16 protein-coding genes and 1 riboswitch are annotated in these 15,422 nt (G+C 70.6%); of the genes, 11 read left to right on the top strand and 5 right to left on the bottom strand.

What is annotated here, in order from left to right; genetic code table 11:
• Positions 1-12: 12 nt before the first annotated feature.
• Positions 13-681 (top strand): androgen-induced gene 1 family protein, encoded by a 669-nt coding sequence (locus tag BCF33_RS11040; protein WP_106160977.1) that lies wholly within the window; start codon positions 13-15, stop codon positions 679-681.
• Here the strand turns inward: BCF33_RS11040 and BCF33_RS11045 are convergent.
• On the bottom strand, positions 627-1,478 hold the full coding sequence (locus tag BCF33_RS11045) for an SDR family oxidoreductase (RefSeq protein WP_106160978.1): 852 nt from the start codon (positions 1,476-1,478) through the stop codon (positions 627-629). The genes BCF33_RS11040 and BCF33_RS11045 overlap by 55 nt on opposite strands.
• Before the next feature lie 70 nt (positions 1,479-1,548).
• On the opposite strand from BCF33_RS11045, the gene BCF33_RS11050 reads away from it, so the two are divergent.
• The 7 genes from BCF33_RS11050 to BCF33_RS11080 all read left to right on the top strand — a co-directional run bounded on the left by BCF33_RS11050 (position 1,549) and on the right by BCF33_RS11080 (position 7,982).
• On the top strand, positions 1,549-1,884 hold the full coding sequence (locus BCF33_RS11050) for a hypothetical protein (protein WP_106160979.1): 336 nt from the start codon (positions 1,549-1,551) through the stop codon (positions 1,882-1,884).
• 46 nt (positions 1,885-1,930) lie between these two features.
• Positions 1,931-3,736: an adenine deaminase gene (locus BCF33_RS11055; protein ID WP_106160980.1), complete on the top strand. Its 1,806-nt coding sequence runs from the start codon at positions 1,931-1,933 to the stop codon at positions 3,734-3,736.
• Positions 3,733-5,217 carry an AMP nucleosidase gene (locus BCF33_RS11060; protein ID WP_106160981.1) on the top strand — a complete coding sequence of 495 codons (1,485 nt, stop codon included), beginning with the start codon at positions 3,733-3,735 and terminating at the stop codon, positions 5,215-5,217. Before BCF33_RS11055 ends, BCF33_RS11060 begins: the two co-directional genes overlap by 4 nt.
• Positions 5,218-5,359: 142 nt before the next feature.
• On the top strand, positions 5,360-5,650 hold the full coding sequence (locus tag BCF33_RS11065) for an HU family DNA-binding protein (protein WP_106160982.1): 291 nt from the start codon (positions 5,360-5,362) through the stop codon (positions 5,648-5,650).
• Between the two features lie 247 nt (positions 5,651-5,897).
• Complete coding sequence (locus tag BCF33_RS11070; RefSeq protein WP_281260016.1) at positions 5,898-6,791, top strand: DMT family transporter; 894 nt, start codon at positions 5,898-5,900, stop codon at positions 6,789-6,791.
• Between the two features lie 51 nt (positions 6,792-6,842).
• Positions 6,843-7,559 (top strand): cytochrome c biogenesis CcdA family protein, encoded by a 717-nt coding sequence (locus tag BCF33_RS11075; RefSeq protein ID WP_342747436.1) that lies wholly within the window; start codon positions 6,843-6,845, stop codon positions 7,557-7,559.
• Positions 7,560-7,574: 15 nt separating this feature from the next.
• The gene (locus BCF33_RS11080; protein ID WP_106160983.1) at positions 7,575-7,982 is read left to right on the top strand and encodes a thioredoxin family protein; all 408 of its coding nucleotides are present in this window, start codon (positions 7,575-7,577) and stop codon (positions 7,980-7,982) included.
• 88 nt (positions 7,983-8,070) lie between these two features.
• Here the strand turns inward: BCF33_RS11080 and aroC are convergent, their stop codons facing one another.
• Positions 8,071-9,162 (bottom strand): chorismate synthase, encoded by a 1,092-nt coding sequence (gene aroC, locus BCF33_RS11085; RefSeq protein WP_106160984.1) that lies wholly within the window; start codon positions 9,160-9,162, stop codon positions 8,071-8,073.
• Between the two features lie 52 nt (positions 9,163-9,214).
• Positions 9,215-9,316, top strand: a riboswitch (TPP riboswitch).
• Positions 9,317-9,346: 30 nt separating this feature from the next.
• Between aroC and thiB the strand changes: the two genes are divergently transcribed.
• The 3 genes from thiB to BCF33_RS11100 are packed head-to-tail and all read left to right on the top strand — an operon-like array spanning position 9,347 to position 12,517.
• Complete coding sequence (gene thiB, locus BCF33_RS11090) at positions 9,347-10,324, top strand: thiamine ABC transporter substrate binding subunit (protein ID WP_106160985.1); 978 nt, start codon at positions 9,347-9,349, stop codon at positions 10,322-10,324.
• Positions 10,300-11,838: an ABC transporter permease family protein gene (locus tag BCF33_RS11095; protein WP_106160986.1), complete on the top strand. Its 1,539-nt coding sequence runs from the start codon at positions 10,300-10,302 to the stop codon at positions 11,836-11,838. The genes thiB and BCF33_RS11095 overlap by 25 nt, the downstream gene beginning before the upstream one ends.
• Positions 11,825-12,517, top strand: coding sequence for a thiamine ABC transporter ATP-binding protein (locus BCF33_RS11100; RefSeq protein WP_211292383.1), 693 nt, complete (start codon positions 11,825-11,827; stop codon positions 12,515-12,517). The genes BCF33_RS11095 and BCF33_RS11100 overlap by 14 nt, the downstream gene beginning before the upstream one ends.
• 116 nt (positions 12,518-12,633) lie before the next feature.
• Here the strand turns inward: BCF33_RS11100 and BCF33_RS11105 are convergent, their stop codons facing one another.
• The 3 genes from BCF33_RS11105 to petA are packed head-to-tail and all read right to left on the bottom strand — an operon-like array spanning position 12,634 to position 15,395.
• On the bottom strand, positions 12,634-13,437 hold the full coding sequence (locus BCF33_RS11105) for a cytochrome c1 (RefSeq protein WP_106160988.1): 804 nt from the start codon (positions 13,435-13,437) through the stop codon (positions 12,634-12,636).
• 11 nt (positions 13,438-13,448) lie between these two features.
• Positions 13,449-14,798: a cytochrome b gene (locus BCF33_RS11110; protein ID WP_106160989.1), complete on the bottom strand. Its 1,350-nt coding sequence runs from the start codon at positions 14,796-14,798 to the stop codon at positions 13,449-13,451.
• Between the two features lie 12 nt (positions 14,799-14,810).
• Positions 14,811-15,395: a ubiquinol-cytochrome c reductase iron-sulfur subunit gene (gene petA / locus BCF33_RS11115; RefSeq protein WP_106160990.1), complete on the bottom strand. Its 585-nt coding sequence runs from the start codon at positions 15,393-15,395 to the stop codon at positions 14,811-14,813.
• Between the last annotated feature and the right edge of the window lie 27 nt (positions 15,396-15,422).

A 15,422-nucleotide genomic window follows, 5' to 3' on the forward strand; every position in this document is an offset into this window, starting at 1 on the left:
GCGGGCAGAGCGATGGATAGAATCGGCGGGGCCCTGGGTCTCTGGCGTTTGGGGGTCTTCCTTCTCGCGGCAGGGTTCTGGCTGTATCAGTTCGCTACGCAGGAGATGGCCGATTTCGGCTGGCAGTTCCGCTTCCTGACGGTCTGGGCGCTCACGCTCTCGATGCTGTCGGGCTGGTTCGTCTTGCGCGTCTCGCTCGGCTGGTCAGACAGTCCGCACCGCACGCTGATGGCCGCGACGGCGGTGATCAACGCGATGGTCGTCCTGCTCTACTGGCGCCTCTACCTCGAGAACCCGGAGCAGGTGAACGGTACGACGGCCCTGCCCCCCGTACAGGAGTGGTATCTTCACGCGCTGGGGCCCGCGCTGCAGTGGGTCGAGGCGCTGGTGCTGACGCGTGCCTTCACGCGCCTGCCCTCGTCCGCCCTTGCGGTGCTGGGCGTCGTCGCCGCCTACGTCCTGTGGATCGAGCTGGCCGTGCAGCCCCTGAACGAGGTGCCGGGCGGCGCCGTCACCACGGGCCTGCCCTATCCGTTCCTCAACGACATGGAGGTCCAGGCCCGCCTTGCCTTCTACGGGATGCAGCTCGGCATGTCGCTTCTCGCGCTGGGCGCGTTCTGGGGGCTTCAGCGTGCCTGGCCCTTCTCCTCCGCCAGCAGGGCAGCAAGCCCCTCGCGGTAGGTGGGAAAGGCCAAAGGGCCCATCAGGGCGCGCATCCGGTCGTTCCGTACGCGCTTCGACTCGGCGTAGAAGCTCCGCGCCATGGGCGAGAGGTCGGCTTCCTCGAACGGGACCTCGGGCGGGACCGGCACGCCGAGGAGGCGCGCGGCTTCCGCGATCACGTCCTGGGGCGGCGCGGGCTCGTCGTCGGAGAGGTTGTAGATGGCGCCGGGATCGGGCGCGCGAATCGAGGCGAGGAGCGCGGAGGCGATGTCCTCCCGGTGGATGCGACCGAAGACTTGGCCCGGCTTCACGATTCGCCGGGCCGTGCCGCGGCGCACTTTCTCGAAAGGGCCGCGTCCGGGGCCGTATATCCCCGCGAGCCGGAAGACGTGCAGCGGCAGCCCCGGCACGGCGCGCCAAGCCTCCTCGGCGCGGACGCGCGCGCGGCCCCGGTCGGTGGTGGGCCGAAGCTCGCTCTCCTCGTCGACCCAGCCGCCCTCCCGGTCGCCGTAGACCCCGATGGTCGAGAGATAGCCCGCCCAGCGGAGCCTAGGGGCATGCGCCGCGATGCGCGAGCCGAAGGCGGCGAGCACCGGATCGCCCTCCGGGCCCGGGGACACGGAGGACAGCAGGTGCGTCGCCTCCTCCACCGGCACGTCCCCTTCTCCGGGCCAGATCAAGGCCCCGACCCCTTCAGCGCGCAGCGCCTCGGCCTTCTCCTCCGAGCGGGTCGTGCCGATCACGCGCCATCCCTCCAGCCGCCGCGCGAGCGCGCGGGCCGAGTAGCCGTGGCCGAAGGAGAGGAGCGTCGGCATGCCCCCTGATCCGACGGGCGGCGCAACGAAGTCCAGCCCCGGGCGTTCAAGCCCGAAACGGAGGACCGAGATGACCGACCTGATCGAACGCGAGCGCGGTTTCTGGCTGAACGGAGGGGATCACTACGACGAGCATGCCGACGAAGAGGCGATCTACGTCGTCCCGAAGAAGGACGGTATCCTCGACCACGCCGCCGCCGCCCGGATCATCCAGGATTCCGGCATCTGGGACGAGGTGGACATGGAGGACCTGCGCCGGCAGGAGTTGGGCGAGGGCATCGAGGTGCTGACCTATCGCGCCACCGGCCGGCGCGATGGCGCGGTGTTCCACGCCAACTGCTCGACGATCTACCGTGGCGGCAAGCTGATCCATCACCAGCAGACCCCGATCCCCGCCGAGGACTGATCGATCCCGCATCCTCCCTTGCCCCTCGCGCCGAAGGGCGGCAGGGATGGGCATGGCACCGATCCCCACATGGCAGGAGAGCGCGAGGCGCCTCGTCGACGTCGCCGCGGGCCGCGAGGCGGCCGACCTCGTGATCGTCGGCGCGTGGGTCGCCCTCGTCCAGACGCGCGAGCTGCTCGAATGGGAGGTGGCCGTCGCGGCCGGGCGGATCGCCTATGTCGGGCCCGACGCGTCGCATTGCGTGGGCGAGGGGACGGAGGTGGTGGACGCCGCCGGAAAGGTGCTGGCCCCCGGCCTCGTCGATGCGCACATGCACGTGGAATCGGGGATGCTCACCCCGGCGGAGTTCACGCGCGCCGTGCTGCCGTGGGGCACCACGACGATGATGGTCGACCCGCACGAGATCGCGAACGTCCTCGGCCTCGCGGGCGTGCGGATGATGCACGACGAGGCGCTGATGCAGCCCGCGAACATGTGGGTTCAGATGCCTTCCTGCGCGCCTTCGGCGCCGGGGCTCGAGACGACGGGATGCGAGATCGGGCCCGAGGACGTGGCCGAGGCGATGGGCTGGCCGGGGATCGTCGGCCTGGGCGAGATGATGAATTTCCCGGGCGTCGTCGATGCCGATCCCCGGATGCTGGCCGAGATCGCGGCGACGCAGGCCGCGGGCAAGACGGTGGGCGGGCACTATGCCAGCCCCGACCTCGGCCCCGCCTTCCACGCCTATGCCGCCGGCGGGCCCGCCGACGACCACGAGGGCACGCGTGAGGAGGACGCGATCGCCCGGGTTCGGCAGGGGATGGCGATCATGATGCGCCTCGGCTCGGCCTGGTACGACGTGGAGAGGCAGATCACCGCCGTGACGGAACGCGGGCTCGATCCGGCGAACTTCATCCTCTGCACGGACGATTGCTTCGCCCCGACTCTCGTGCGGGACGGCCACGTGGACCGCGTCCTGCGCCACGCGATCGGCTGCGGTTGCGACCCGCTGGTCGCTTTGCAGATGTGCACGATCAATCCCGCGCGCCATTTCGGCCTCTCGCGCGAGGTGGGGCAGATCGCGCCGGGACGACGCGCCGACCTCGTGCTGACCCCGTCCCTGCCGGAGTTCCGCGCGGAGGCCGTGTGGTGCCGCGGGGTCCGGGTCGCCGAAGGCGGGCGGATGCTGGCGGAATGCCCCCATCTCGGATGGCCCGCGGACGTCCGGCGAACGGTCCGGTTGGGAAGGGATCTCTCCGCCGACGACTTCGCCGTTCCCGCTTCGGGCCGGGAGGCGCGCGTCCGCGTCATCGGCGTGGTCGAGAACCAGGCCCCGACGAAGGCGCTGACCGCGACCGTCCCCGTGCGCGACGGTCATCTCGACCCCGAGGCCGCCCCCGAAGGCGACGTCGCGCGCATTGCCCTCGTCGAGCGGCACCGGGGTACGGGGGGCGTCACAAACGCCCTCGTCTCGGGCTTCGGCTACGCGCCGGGGATGGCGCTGGCCTCGACGGTGGCGCACGACTCGCACCACATGATCGTCGTGGGCACCGATCCGGCGATGATGGCGGCCGCGGCGAACCGGCTAGGCGAGGTGGGCGGCGGCGCGACCCTTTGGCGGGACGGCGAGGAACGGGCGCTGGTGCGCCTGCCCGTCGCGGGCCTCATGTCCGATTCCCCGGCCGGAGAGGTCGCCGCCGCGGCCGAGGCCCTCGCGCAGGCGATGCGGGACGCCGGCTGCACCCTGAACAACGCCTTCATGCAGCACTCGCTGCTCGCCCTCGTCGTGATCCCCGAGCTTCGCATCAGCGATCTTGGCCTCATCGACGTCACCCGGTTCGAGAGGACCGCATTGATCCTGGATTCGACATGAACGCCGCCTCGGACGATTTTCGCACCTATCTGACTCCGGACACCCCTCCGGCCGAGACGTTCGACGACGCCGAGGCCGCGGTGGAACGGCTGATCACGCTCTACGAGCTGGCGGCCGACTTCCTCACCGCGCGCTTCGCCGAGACCATCGCGGGCGAGATGCCGGACGCCCCCTGCCGGGCCTTCTACCCCGAGATCCGGTTCACCACGTCCAGCTTCCAGCGGATCGACAGCCGCCTGTCCTTCGGTCATGTCGCCCAGCCGGGGACATACTCGACGACCGTGACGCGGCCGGACCTCTTCCGGAACTACCTTACGCAGCAGATCGCGCTTCTGATCGCGAACCACGAGCAGCCAGTGACCATCCGGGTCTCGGACACGCCGATGCCGGTGCACTTCGCCGTCGCCCGGGCCGAGATGACCGTGCCGCAGGACGGCGCGCTTGGCGTGCCCCTGCGCGACCTCTTCGACGTGCCCGACCTCGTCATCACGAACGACGACATCGTCAACGGAACCCGGACCGCGTTCCCGGACGGCTCTAAGCCCCTGGCGCCCTTCACCGCGCAGCGGATCGACTACTCGCTCGCGCGGCTGGCCCACTACACCGCGACCGACCCGGTCTGGTTCCAGAACCACGTCCTGTTCACCAATTACCAGTTCTACATCGACGAGTTCGAGGCCTACGCCCGGCGGATGCTGGACGACCCCGATTCCGGCTACGTGAGCTTCACCGGACCCGGCAACGTCACCATCACCGACGGCGCGGGCGAGATGCCCCAGCCCGGGCGCCTGCCGCAGATGCCGACCTACCACCTCGCGCGAGAGGGGCAGGACGGCATCACCCTCGTCAACATCGGCGTGGGCCCGTCCAACGCCAAGACGGCGACCGACCACGTCGCCGTGCTGCGCCCGCACGCCTGGATGATGGTCGGGCACTGCGCGGGGCTCCGCAACAGCCAGTCGCTGGGGGACTTCGTCCTCGCCCACGCCTATCTGCGCGAGGACCACGTCCTCGACGACGACCTGCCGATCTGGGTGCCCATCCCCGCCCTCGCCGAGATCCAGGTCGCCCTGGAGGAGGCCGTGGCCGAGCTCTCCGAGCTGGAGGGCTACGACCTCAAGCGCGTGATGCGGACCGGCACCGTCGCCACCATCGACAACCGCAACTGGGAGCTGCGCGACCAGTCCGGCCCCGTCCAGCGCCTGTCGCAGTCGCGAGCCGTGGCCCTCGACATGGAATCGGCCACCATCGCGGCGAACGGCTATCGGTTCCGGGTGCCCTACGGCACGCTTCTGTGCGTCTCGGACAAGCCTCTCCACGGCGAGCTGAAGCTGCCCGGCATGGCGACGGAGTTCTATCGCACGCAGGTCAGCCGCCACCTGATGATCGGGGTGCGCGCGATGGAGCGCCTGCGCGCCATGCCGCTCGAGCGGATCCACAGCCGCAAGCTCCGCTCTTTCGAGGAAACGGCGTTCCTGTGACCCGAAGGTCGCAGCCCGTCGCGGAAAAGGCGGCGTCTCGCCTGCGATCGCCGAGTTTGGCCGTTGTGACAAAACTGCAAATCACGTTAGCTGAACGCCGGAGGTCCGGCTGCACGGGCCATGTCACCAGGGAGATCACCGCATGACCGCCAAGCCGATGACCAAGACGCAGCTCGTCGCCGCGCTCGCAGAGCGCATGGACACGGATAAGAAATCCGCTCAGTCGGCGCTCGACGCCGTGACCGGAGTCATCACCGAGGAGGTCGCCAACGGCGGCGCCGTGACGCTGCCGGGCGTCGGCAAGTTCTACCTGCGCGAGCGTCCCGAGCGCATGGTCCGCAACCCCGCCACGGGCGAGCAGATCAAGAAGGACGCGGACAAGGTCGTGAAGGTCACGATCGCCAAGGCCCTGAAGGACAGCGCCAACGGCTGACCCGCCCAGCGCGGGAAGCGGCGGGCCGTTCCAAAGCGCCCCGCCGCTTTCCGAAGACCATCCTCGCAACCTTCGGAAGCTCTGGCTCCCACGTAGGGAAGCGGCCCGAGCACGGTGCGCGCATCGTCTCGGGGACCGCGGGCGATCGCGTCGGTGCCGCCCGGAGCGGCGGCCTTTCCGTCCGGGCGCCCTGCCGCCGCCGACCGGGGGTGGCTGAACGCGCCTTTCCCGTGCCAGTGAGGCCGTCGTGAGCGATGCAGCAGCCTCGACCCTCCGCCGCCTCGACTTCGCCGCCCTGGCTCTCGGGGTCGCCTTCGCGCTTATGTGGGCCTCGGCGTTCACTTCCGCCCGCATCATCGTCGAGACCGCCCCTCCCGTCCTGATCCTCGCGCTGCGCTTCGCCCTCTCCGGCGTGCTCGCGCTGCTGCTCTCCGCCGCTCTGGGCGAGCGGATGCGCCTCACGGCCGCGCAATGGCGGGCAGCCGTGCTGTTCGGCATCTTCCAGAACTGCCTCTACCTGGGGCTCAACTTCGCTGCGATGCGCACGGTGGAGGCGTCGCTCGCCGCCATCGTGGCGTCGACCATGCCGCTCCTCGTGTCCGCCGCCCTCTGGTTCGGGGGCGAGCGGTTGCCCCGGGCCGGCATTATGGGCTTGGGGCTGGGATTCGCGGGCGCGGCCCTCGTCATGGGAACGCGGCTCTCGGCCGGGGTCGATCCGGGGGGCTTCGCGCTCTGCGTCGTGGGGGTGCTGGCGCTGACCTTCGCGACGCTCGCGCTTCGGGGGGCGATCTCGGGCGGGAACCCGATGTTCGTCGTAGGCGTGCAGATGCTCGTGGCGGCCGTGTTCCTCGGTCCCGTCGGGGCCGCCTTGGAGGAGTGGGACGTGGTTTGGACCGCGCGCCTTGGGTGGGCCTTCCTCTACACGCTGCTGATCCCCGGCCTCGCCGCGACCTATGTCTGGTTCCGCCTCGTCGCCCGCATAGGGGCCACGCGGGCCGCAACATTCCACTTCCTGACCCCGCCCTTCGGCGTGCTGATCGCCTGGGCCTTCCTGGGCGAAGGCCTGGCTTGGTCCGACATGTTGGGGGTGGCGGTGGTGGCGGCTGGGATCCTCCTCGTCCAGCGGGCCCGCGGCGACTGACGTTTCCGCGAGGGAAGGCGAATCCCTTGGACCGCGACTGCCTCCCGCGCCATGCTCCGGCGCATGGAGCCGATCCTCGCCTATGCCGCCGGGCTGCTCACCCTGATCAACCCTTGCGTCCTGCCGGTGCTGCCCGTGGTCCTTGCCGCCTCCCTACAGTCGGCGCGCCACGGCCCGGCCGCCATGGCGGCCGGGATGGGCGCCTCCTTCATCCTGTTCGGCTTCGTCGTCGCCGTGTTCGGTCGCGCCATAGGCCTGACGCCGGAGGGGCTGACGCAGATCGGAGCCGCCCTGATGATCGGCTTCGGCGCGGTGCTGCTGATCCCGCCTCTCTCGGCCGGGTTCGCCACCGCCACGGCCGGCATGGCGGCCCGGGCGGACGCCGCCGCGGACGGCTCCGGGCTCGGCGGGCAGTTCGCGGGCGGCGCGCTGCTCGGGGCGGTCTGGTCGCCCTGCATCGGCCCGACGCTTGGCGGGGCCATCGCCCTGGCCTCGACGGGGGGGTCGCCGGGGCGGGTCCTCGTCATCATGTCCGCCTTCGCGCTGGGGGTCGCCACGATCGTGCTCGCCCTCGGCTATGGGGCGCGGGCTGCGATCCTGCGGCGGCGCGACGCCATGCGCCGCCTGTCCTCCGCCGCGCGGCCGATCATGGGCGGCGTGTTCCTTCTCGTGGGGGTCGCGCTCCTCATGCGGTGGAACCATGCTATCGATGCCTGGCTTCTGGACAGGCTGCCCCATTGGCTCACCGATCTCTCCGTAGCGCTCTAGACAAAGGACGTTTCCATGGACCGCCGAACCCTCCTGCTCGCCGCTGCCACCGCGCCATGGGCCGGTGCCGCCTCCGCCTTCGGTCGGCCGGCCGGACCCGAGGCCGTGGCCGAGGCCCTGGCCCGGGGCGATACCGTTCTGGTCGACTTCTGGGCATCCTGGTGCAGCACCTGCCGTTCGCAGAGCCGCACCATGGAGGAACTGACCGCCGCCAACCCCGCCTATGAAGGTGCGATCACCTTCATTCAGGTCGATTGGGACCAGCACGGCGACAGCGACCTCGCCCGCCGGCTGAACGTCCCCCGCCGCTCCACCCTCGTGGCCCTGAAGGGCGACCAAGAGATCGGGCGCGTCATCGCGGGCACGGGGACGAGCCAGATCCAGGGGCTGCTCGACGCGGCCCTCGCCGCCTCGGCGGACTGATCGCGCCTTTCCGGCCGTTGGGCGCGTCCTCGGAGGGCATGCCGTGGCTCCCCATCGTTGCGCCATTCGGAAGGGGCCGAGAGGGGCGCTAGCCCACGATCCCCCGGACGCCCCCCGTCTGCCCCCGGTCGAGGAGGAGGTGATCGAGCACCACGCAGGCCGCCATCGCCTCGGCCACGGGAACGGCGCGGATGCCCACGCAGGGATCGTGGCGGCCCTTGGTGACCACCTCCGTCTCCTCGCCGCCGAGCGTAACCGAACGGCGCGGCGTCAGGATTGAGGAGGTCGGTTTCACCGCGAAGCGCACCACGATGTTTTGGCCCGTGCTGATTCCGCCCAGGACGCCGCCCGCATGGTTCGACAGATATTCGGGGCCGTCCTCGCCCATGACGATCTCGTCCGCGTTGGCCGATCCCGTCAGGCGGCCCGCGGCCATCCCCTCGCCGATCTCGACGCCCTTCACGGCATTGATCGACATCATCGCGGCCGCGAGGTCGGCGTCGAGCTTGCCGTAGACCGGCGCGCCGAGGCCGGGCGGGCAACCTTCGATGCGGACTTCGATGGTGGCGCCGACGCTCTCGCCGGACTTGCGAAGTCCGTCGAGATAGGCGGCCCATTCGTCGACCAAGGCGGCGTCGGGCACGCGGAACGGGTTCTCGGCCTCGTCCGGCTTCACCGTCCCGACCGATCTTTCGCCCATCCCGACCATGTAGCCGGCGATCCGCACGCCGGGCGCCAGCGCCCCCAGGGCGGCGCGTGCAACGCCGCCGGCCGCGACCCGCGCCGCCGTCTCGCGCGCGGAGGAACGGCCGCCGCCCCGGTAATCGCGCAGGCCGTACTTCTGGTGATAGGCGAGGTCCGCGTGGCCTGGCCTGAAGGTCTGGGCGATCTCGCCGTAGTCCTTCGAGCGCTGGTCCGTGTTCTCGATCAGGAGCTGGATTGGGGTGCCCGTGGTGCGCCCCTCGAACGTGCCGGACAGGATGCGGACCTCGTCCGCCTCGCGCCTCTGGGTGGTGAAGCGGGACTGGCCAGGCCTGCGGCGGTCCATCCAGTGCTGGATCGCGTCCTCCGATATCTCGACCCCTGGGGGGCAGCCGTCGACGGTGGCGCCGAGGGCAGGCCCGTGGCTCTCGCCCCAGGTGGTGACGCGGAAGAGGTGGCCGAACGTGTTCAGGGACATGGGGCGCAGGTAGCGGCCCCGGCTTGCCCCCGCAATCCGCCCGGCCTAGGTCAGGGGCACCTCGGGGCGCCCTGACAACGGGCTGAGACGCGAAAGCGGACCCGTCGAACCTGAACCGGCTCGCACCGGCGGAGGGAAGGTCGCGCAACGCTCCTTCATTCCCCGTGAGACGAAGGAGAACCGAATGCGACACGCCCTCCCCCTGATCCTCGCCGCCGTTCCGGCCGTCGCCGAGGACCGGCCCGTCCTCGAGGTCTACACCTACGACAGCTTCATCGCGGAATGGGGGCCTGGCCCCGCGGTGGAGAAGGCGTTCGAGGCGTCCTGCGGCTGCGACCTGCGCTTCACCGCCGCGGGCGACGGCGCCGCGCTTCTGGCGCGCCTGCGCCTGGAGGGCGCGCGGACGGACGCGGACGTGGTCCTCGGGCTCGACACCGCCCTGACGGCGGAGGCGGAGGCTTCGGGCCTCTTCGCGCCGCACGGGATCGACGTGCCGCCCCTCGACCTGCCCGTCGCGTGGGAGGACGACACCTTCCTGCCCTACGACTGGGGCTGGTTCGCCTTCGTCCACCGCGAAGGGTTCGAGCCGCCGGCATCGTTCGAGGCGCTGGCCGATTCGGACGCCGCGATCCTGATCCAGGACCCCCGGTCGTCCACCCCGGGGCTGGGGCTGATCCTCTGGGTCGAGGCGGCCCATGGGGTTCGGGCCGGCGCGATCTGGGAGGGGCTCGCCGACAACGTCGTCACCGTCACCCGCGGCTGGTCGGAGGCCTACGGCCTCTTCCTCGAGGGCGAGGCGGACATGGTGCTGAGCTACACGACATCGCCCGCCTATCATCTCATCGCGGAAGACGACGACGGCTTCCGGGCGGCGCCCTTCGAGGAAGGGCACTACATGCAGGTCGAGGTCGCCGGGATGCTGGCGGGCACCGACCGGCCCGCGCTGGCGCGCGAGTTCCTCGCCTTCATGCTGACGGACGGGTTCCAGTCCGCCATCCCGACGACGAACTGGATGTACCCGGCCGTGATCCCGGAAGATGGTTTGCCGGAAGGGTTCGACACGCTGGTGACGCCTTCGACCTCGCTTCTCCTGCCACCCGGGGAAGCGCGCGACCGCGCGGAGGAAGGGATCGCGACATGGCGGGACGCGCTCTCGCGCTGATCACGGCCGCGGCGGTCGCGGCCCTAGCGCTGGGGCCGCTCCTCGTCGTCGCGGGATCGGCCGATGCGGGGGCCATGCGCCCCGCCGACTGGGCGGCCTTGCGGTTCACGCTGGTGCAGGCGGCGCTGTCGGCGGCGATCTCCTGCCTTCTGGCGGTGCCGGTGGCGCGGGCGCTGGCGCGGCGGGCCTTTCCGGGGCGGGGGGTGGTCGTGGCGCTGATGACTGCGCCCTTCATCCTGCCGGTGATCGTCGCCGTGCTCGGCCTCGTGGCAGTGTTCGGGCGAGCGGGGGCGGCGAACGCCGTGCTGGGCTGGGTCGGACTGCCGCCCGTGTCGATCTACGGCCTCTCGGGCGTCGTCACGGCGCACGTCTTCTTCAACCTTCCCCTCGCCGCGCGGCTGATCCTCGCAGGGTGGGAAGCCGTCCCGGCGGAGCGGCTGCGCCTCGCCGCCTCGCTCGGGGCGGGGCCGTGGGCGACGTTCCGACTGATCGAGTGGCCGCTCCTGCGAACCGTTCTGCCGGGTGCGCTCGCGGTGGTGTTCGTGATCTGCCTGACCTCCTTCGCGGTCGCCCTGACCTTGGGCGGCGGGCCGCGCGCGACCACGGTGGAGCTGGCGATCTACGAGGCGTTCCTCTTCGATTTCGACACCGGCCGCGCAGCGCGGCTGGCGCTGATCCAGGCGGCGCTCGGCCTCGGGGCCGTCGGGCTGGGCCTGCTGGTGCCGATGCCCCGCCTAGCGGGCGGGCTGGGCCGGGCGCCGCGCCGCTGGGGCGGGGGCGGGAAGGCGCTCGACGCCGTCCTGATCGCGCTCGCCGCGCTCTTCGTGGCGGCGCCGGTCGTGGCGGTGGTCCTGCGGGGTGCCGTCCATGTCGCGGCGCTGCCGCCTTCCGTCTGGGTGGCGGCGGGCAACTCGCTCCTGACGGCGGCGGCCTCCGCGGCGCTGTGCCTCCTCCTCGCGCTGGCGATCGCGATCGGCGGCGGGCGGCTGGAGGAGGGGGTAGGAACCACCGCGATCGCCATCTCGCCCCTTGTGATCGGCACGGGGCTGTTCCTCGCCGTGATCCCGTTCGTGGACCCTGCCGAACTGGCGCTTCCGGTCACGGGAATGGTGAACGCGGTGATGGCGCTGCCCTTCGCGCTGCGCTTCCTCGTGCCCGCCGCGCGACGCATCCGCGCGACGCAAGGCCGCCTGTCCGCCTCGCTGGGAATGGAGAGGTGGACCCGGCTGCGCATCGTCACCCTGCCGGGGATGCGGCGCGAGATCGGGGCGGCGGCAGGCATCGCGGCGGCCCTGTCGATGGGGGACCTCGGGGTGATCGCCTTCTTTGCGGACGCCGAGCGTGCGACGCTGCCCCTGCAGATGTACCGCCTGATGGGGGCCTACCGGATGGACGAGGCGATGGGCGCCGCGGTGCTGCTGACGGCGCTGGCCTTCGGCGCGTTCCGCCTTTGCGATGGATGGGGCGCGCGGGGCGCTGGCCGGGCCTGGAGGGTGCGCCGTGCTGCGGCTTGAGGGCGTCCGCGTCGAGCGTGAGGGCTGGTTCCTTCGCGCCGATCTAGCGGTGCCGAAGGGCGCGGCGGTGGCGGTGATGGGGCCGTCCGGGGCGGGGAAATCGACGCTTCTGTCGGTGATCGGGGGATTCGAGGAGCATGCGGGGCACGTCCTCTGGGAGGAAGCGCCGATCGACGGTCTTCCGCCAGGGCGGCGCCCGGTGGCGACCCTGTTCCAGGACGGGAACCTCTTTCCCCATCTCTCTGCGCGGCGGAACGTGGCGCTGGGGGTGCGGCCCGACGGGCGGCTCGGCGCGCGGGACCGGGCCCGGGTCGACGCCGCCCTCGAGGATGCGGGGCTCGGACGCTTCGGGGATCGCCTCCCTGGGGACCTTTCGGGCGGCCAGATGGCGCGGGTGGCGTTGGCGCGGATCGCGGTTCAGGACCGGCCGATCCTCCTCCTCGACGAGGCGTTCTCGGGGCTCGGACCGGCGCTGAAGGCCGAGATGCTGGACCGGACCGTCCGGCTGGCCGCCGAAGGGGGACGGACCCTCCTGATGGTGACGCACGAGCCGGAGGACGCACGGCGCATCTGCCCGGAGACGATCCTCGTGGCGGAGGGAATCGCGCACCGGCCGGTCGGGACGGAGGCGCTGCTGTCCGACCCACCGGAGGCGCTGCGCGCCTATCTGGGAACGTAGGCGGCGGGGCGCGGGCGACCGGAACGGATCCCGCCCCAGGACAATCCGAAGCATCGTCATGGACCGGTACGAAAAGGCCCGCCGGGGGGCGGGCCTCCTTTGTCATGCTGCGCGAATCACTCCGCCGGCTCGCCCTTCGCTCGGTGCTTCACCGGTGCCCAGAGGCGCTTGTTGGTGAGGTAGAGAAGGACGGTGAGCACGGCGAGGAAGATCACACCCGTCAGGCCGGCGCGCTGGCGGGCCATCATCTTCGGCTCAGCCGCCCACATCAGGAAGGCCGCGACGTCCAGCGACTGCTGCTCGATGGTGGCCTCGGTGCCGTCCTCGTAGAACACGTCGTCCCCCCAGAGAGGCGGCGACATCGCGATCCAGCCGCCGGGAAAGGCGGTGTTCTCGTAGAGGATGGCGCCGGCCTCCTCCTTCTCCTCGCCGGTGTAGCCGGTGAGGAGCGAGGCGATGTATTCCGGCCCCCCCATGCCTCGGAAGAGCTGGTTCAGCCCGAGACCGTAGGGCCCGTGGAAGCCCGCACGGGACTTGGCCATCAGCGAGAGGTCCGGCGCGTTCTCGAGGGCCGAGCCGGGGAAATGGTCCGTCTCGACCGCGGGCCGGAAGTCGTCGAGGTCCTCGTCGAACACCTCCCAGCCCATGAAGTCGGGATACTCGCGAACCTGCTCCTCCGGCAGCTCGGGGCCACCGGGGTCGGCGAGCGTGCGGATCGGCACGTACTGCAGGCCATGGCAGTTCGAGCAGATCTCCGAATAGACCTGCAGCCCCCGCTGAAGCTGCATCTGGTCGAACGTGCCGAAGGGCCCCTCGAAGGAGAAGTCGAAATCGACGACATGCCCCTCGCCGCCCGCGGCGGCGGCGGCGGTGGCCGTGCCCATCGCGAAGGCGGCGGCGAGAGCGAGCTTGCGGATCATCGGTTCGGTCCTCATTCGGCGGGCGTCGGAGCCGGGCGCGCGGCGGGCGGCACGTCGGCTTCGCCGTAGTGGGTGCGGAAGTCGTCCTCGATCGTCGCGGGCACCGGGATCGGCTTCTCGAAGACGCCGAGCAGCGGCAGGATCACCAGGAAGTAGGCGAACCAGTAGGTCGCGGCGATGAGGGCGATCGTGTTGTATGGCTCCTCCGCGGGCATGGCGCCGACCCACATCAGGACGAAGAAGTCCACGACGAGTAGCGCGAAGAACCACTTGAAAACCGGCCGGTACCGGCCCGACCGGACCGACGAGGTGTCCAGCCAGGGCGCCGCCGCCATCGCGGCGATGGCGCCGAACATGGCCAGCACGCCGAAGAACGCCGCCGTGATGACCCCGCCCGAGATCCACGTGAAGAAGGCGACGATCCAGACATCGGGCGTGAAGGCCCGCAGGATCGCGTAGAAGGGCAGGAAGTACCATTCGGGCACGATGTGCGCCGGCGTCACCAGGGGGTTGGCCTCGATGTAGTTGTCCGGGTGCCCGAGGTAGTTCGGCATGAAGCCGACGATCGCGAAGAACACCAGGAGGATGATCGCCAGCGCGAAGAGGTCCTTGATCACGAAGTAGGGCCAGAAGGGCAGGGTGTCGCGCTCGGCCTCGGCTTTGGAGGTGCGGCGCACCTCGACCCCGGTGGGGTTGTTGTTGCCGGTCGAGTGGAACGCCCAGATGTGCACGATCACGAGGCCCATCATGATCATGGGCAGCAGGTAGTGCAGCGAGAAGAAGCGGTTCAGGGTGGCGTTGTCCACGGCCGGACCGCCCAGCAGCCAAGTCTGCAGCCCCTCGCCTACGAACGGGATCGCGCCGAAGAGGCCGGTGATGACGGTCGCGCCCCAGAAGGACATCTGCCCCCAGGGCAGCACGTAGCCCATGAAGGCCGTCGCCATCATCAGCACGTAGAGCAGCATGCCGATGATCCAGGTGATCTCGCGCGGGGACTTGTAGGAGCCGTAGTAGAGGTTCCGGAAGATGTGCGCGTAGACCGCCACGAAGAACAGCGAGGCGCCGTTGGAGTGCAGGTAGCGGATCATGTGGCCCGCGTTCACGTTCCGCATGATGTGCTCGACGGAAGCGAAGGCGAGGTCCGTGTGCGGCGTGTAGTGCATCACGAGCACGATGCCCGTGACGATCTGCAGCACCAGCGTGAAGGTCAGCACGATGCCCCAGATCCACATCCAGTTCAGGTTCTTGGGCGTCGGGATGTAGAGGGTGTCGTGGATGAGCCCGATCAGCGGAAGGCGGGACTCGACCCACTTCTCTCCCTTGGTCTTAGGCTCGTAATGGTCGTGCGGGATACCGGCCATGGCGGGCCCTCCTTAACCGAGCAGGATGGTGGTTTCGTCCTCAAACGACGCGACGGGGACGGCGAGGTTGGCTGGCGCGGGTCCGCGGCGGATGCGCCCCGCCGTGTCGTAGTGCGAGCCGTGGCACGGACAGAACCAGCCGCCGAAGTCGCCCGCCCCGTTGCCCAGGGGCACGCAGCCCAGGTGCGTGCAGACCCCGATCATCACGAGCCATTCGCCCGTGTTCTCGCCCGAGAAGTCGGGCAGGGTACGGAACTCGTCCAGCGCGGGCGAGTCCGCGGGAACGTTGGGGTTCTCGGCCAGGGGGTCGGGCAGGTCGTCCACGTCGACGGCACGCCCGGCCTCGATCTCCTCGGGGGTGCGGCGGCGAATGAAGACGGGCTTGCCAAGGTACTGGACCGTCAGCTGGGTCCCCGGCTCGATGCCGCCGACGTCCACGCGGATGCTGGACAGCGCCTGCACGTCGGCCGAAGGGTTCATCTGATCGATCAGCGGCCACACGGCCGCGCCCGCCACCACCACACCGGCCGCGCCTGTCGCGTAGTAGATGAAGTCGCGGCGGGTCGTTTCCTCTGGGTGATGCTCGGCGTCGGACAAGGTACGCTCCTCGGGTCGTCTCGGCGG

Source organism: Hasllibacter halocynthiae (assembly GCF_003003095.1).
GTDB classification, from domain to species: Bacteria; Pseudomonadota; Alphaproteobacteria; order Rhodobacterales; family Rhodobacteraceae; genus Hasllibacter; species Hasllibacter halocynthiae.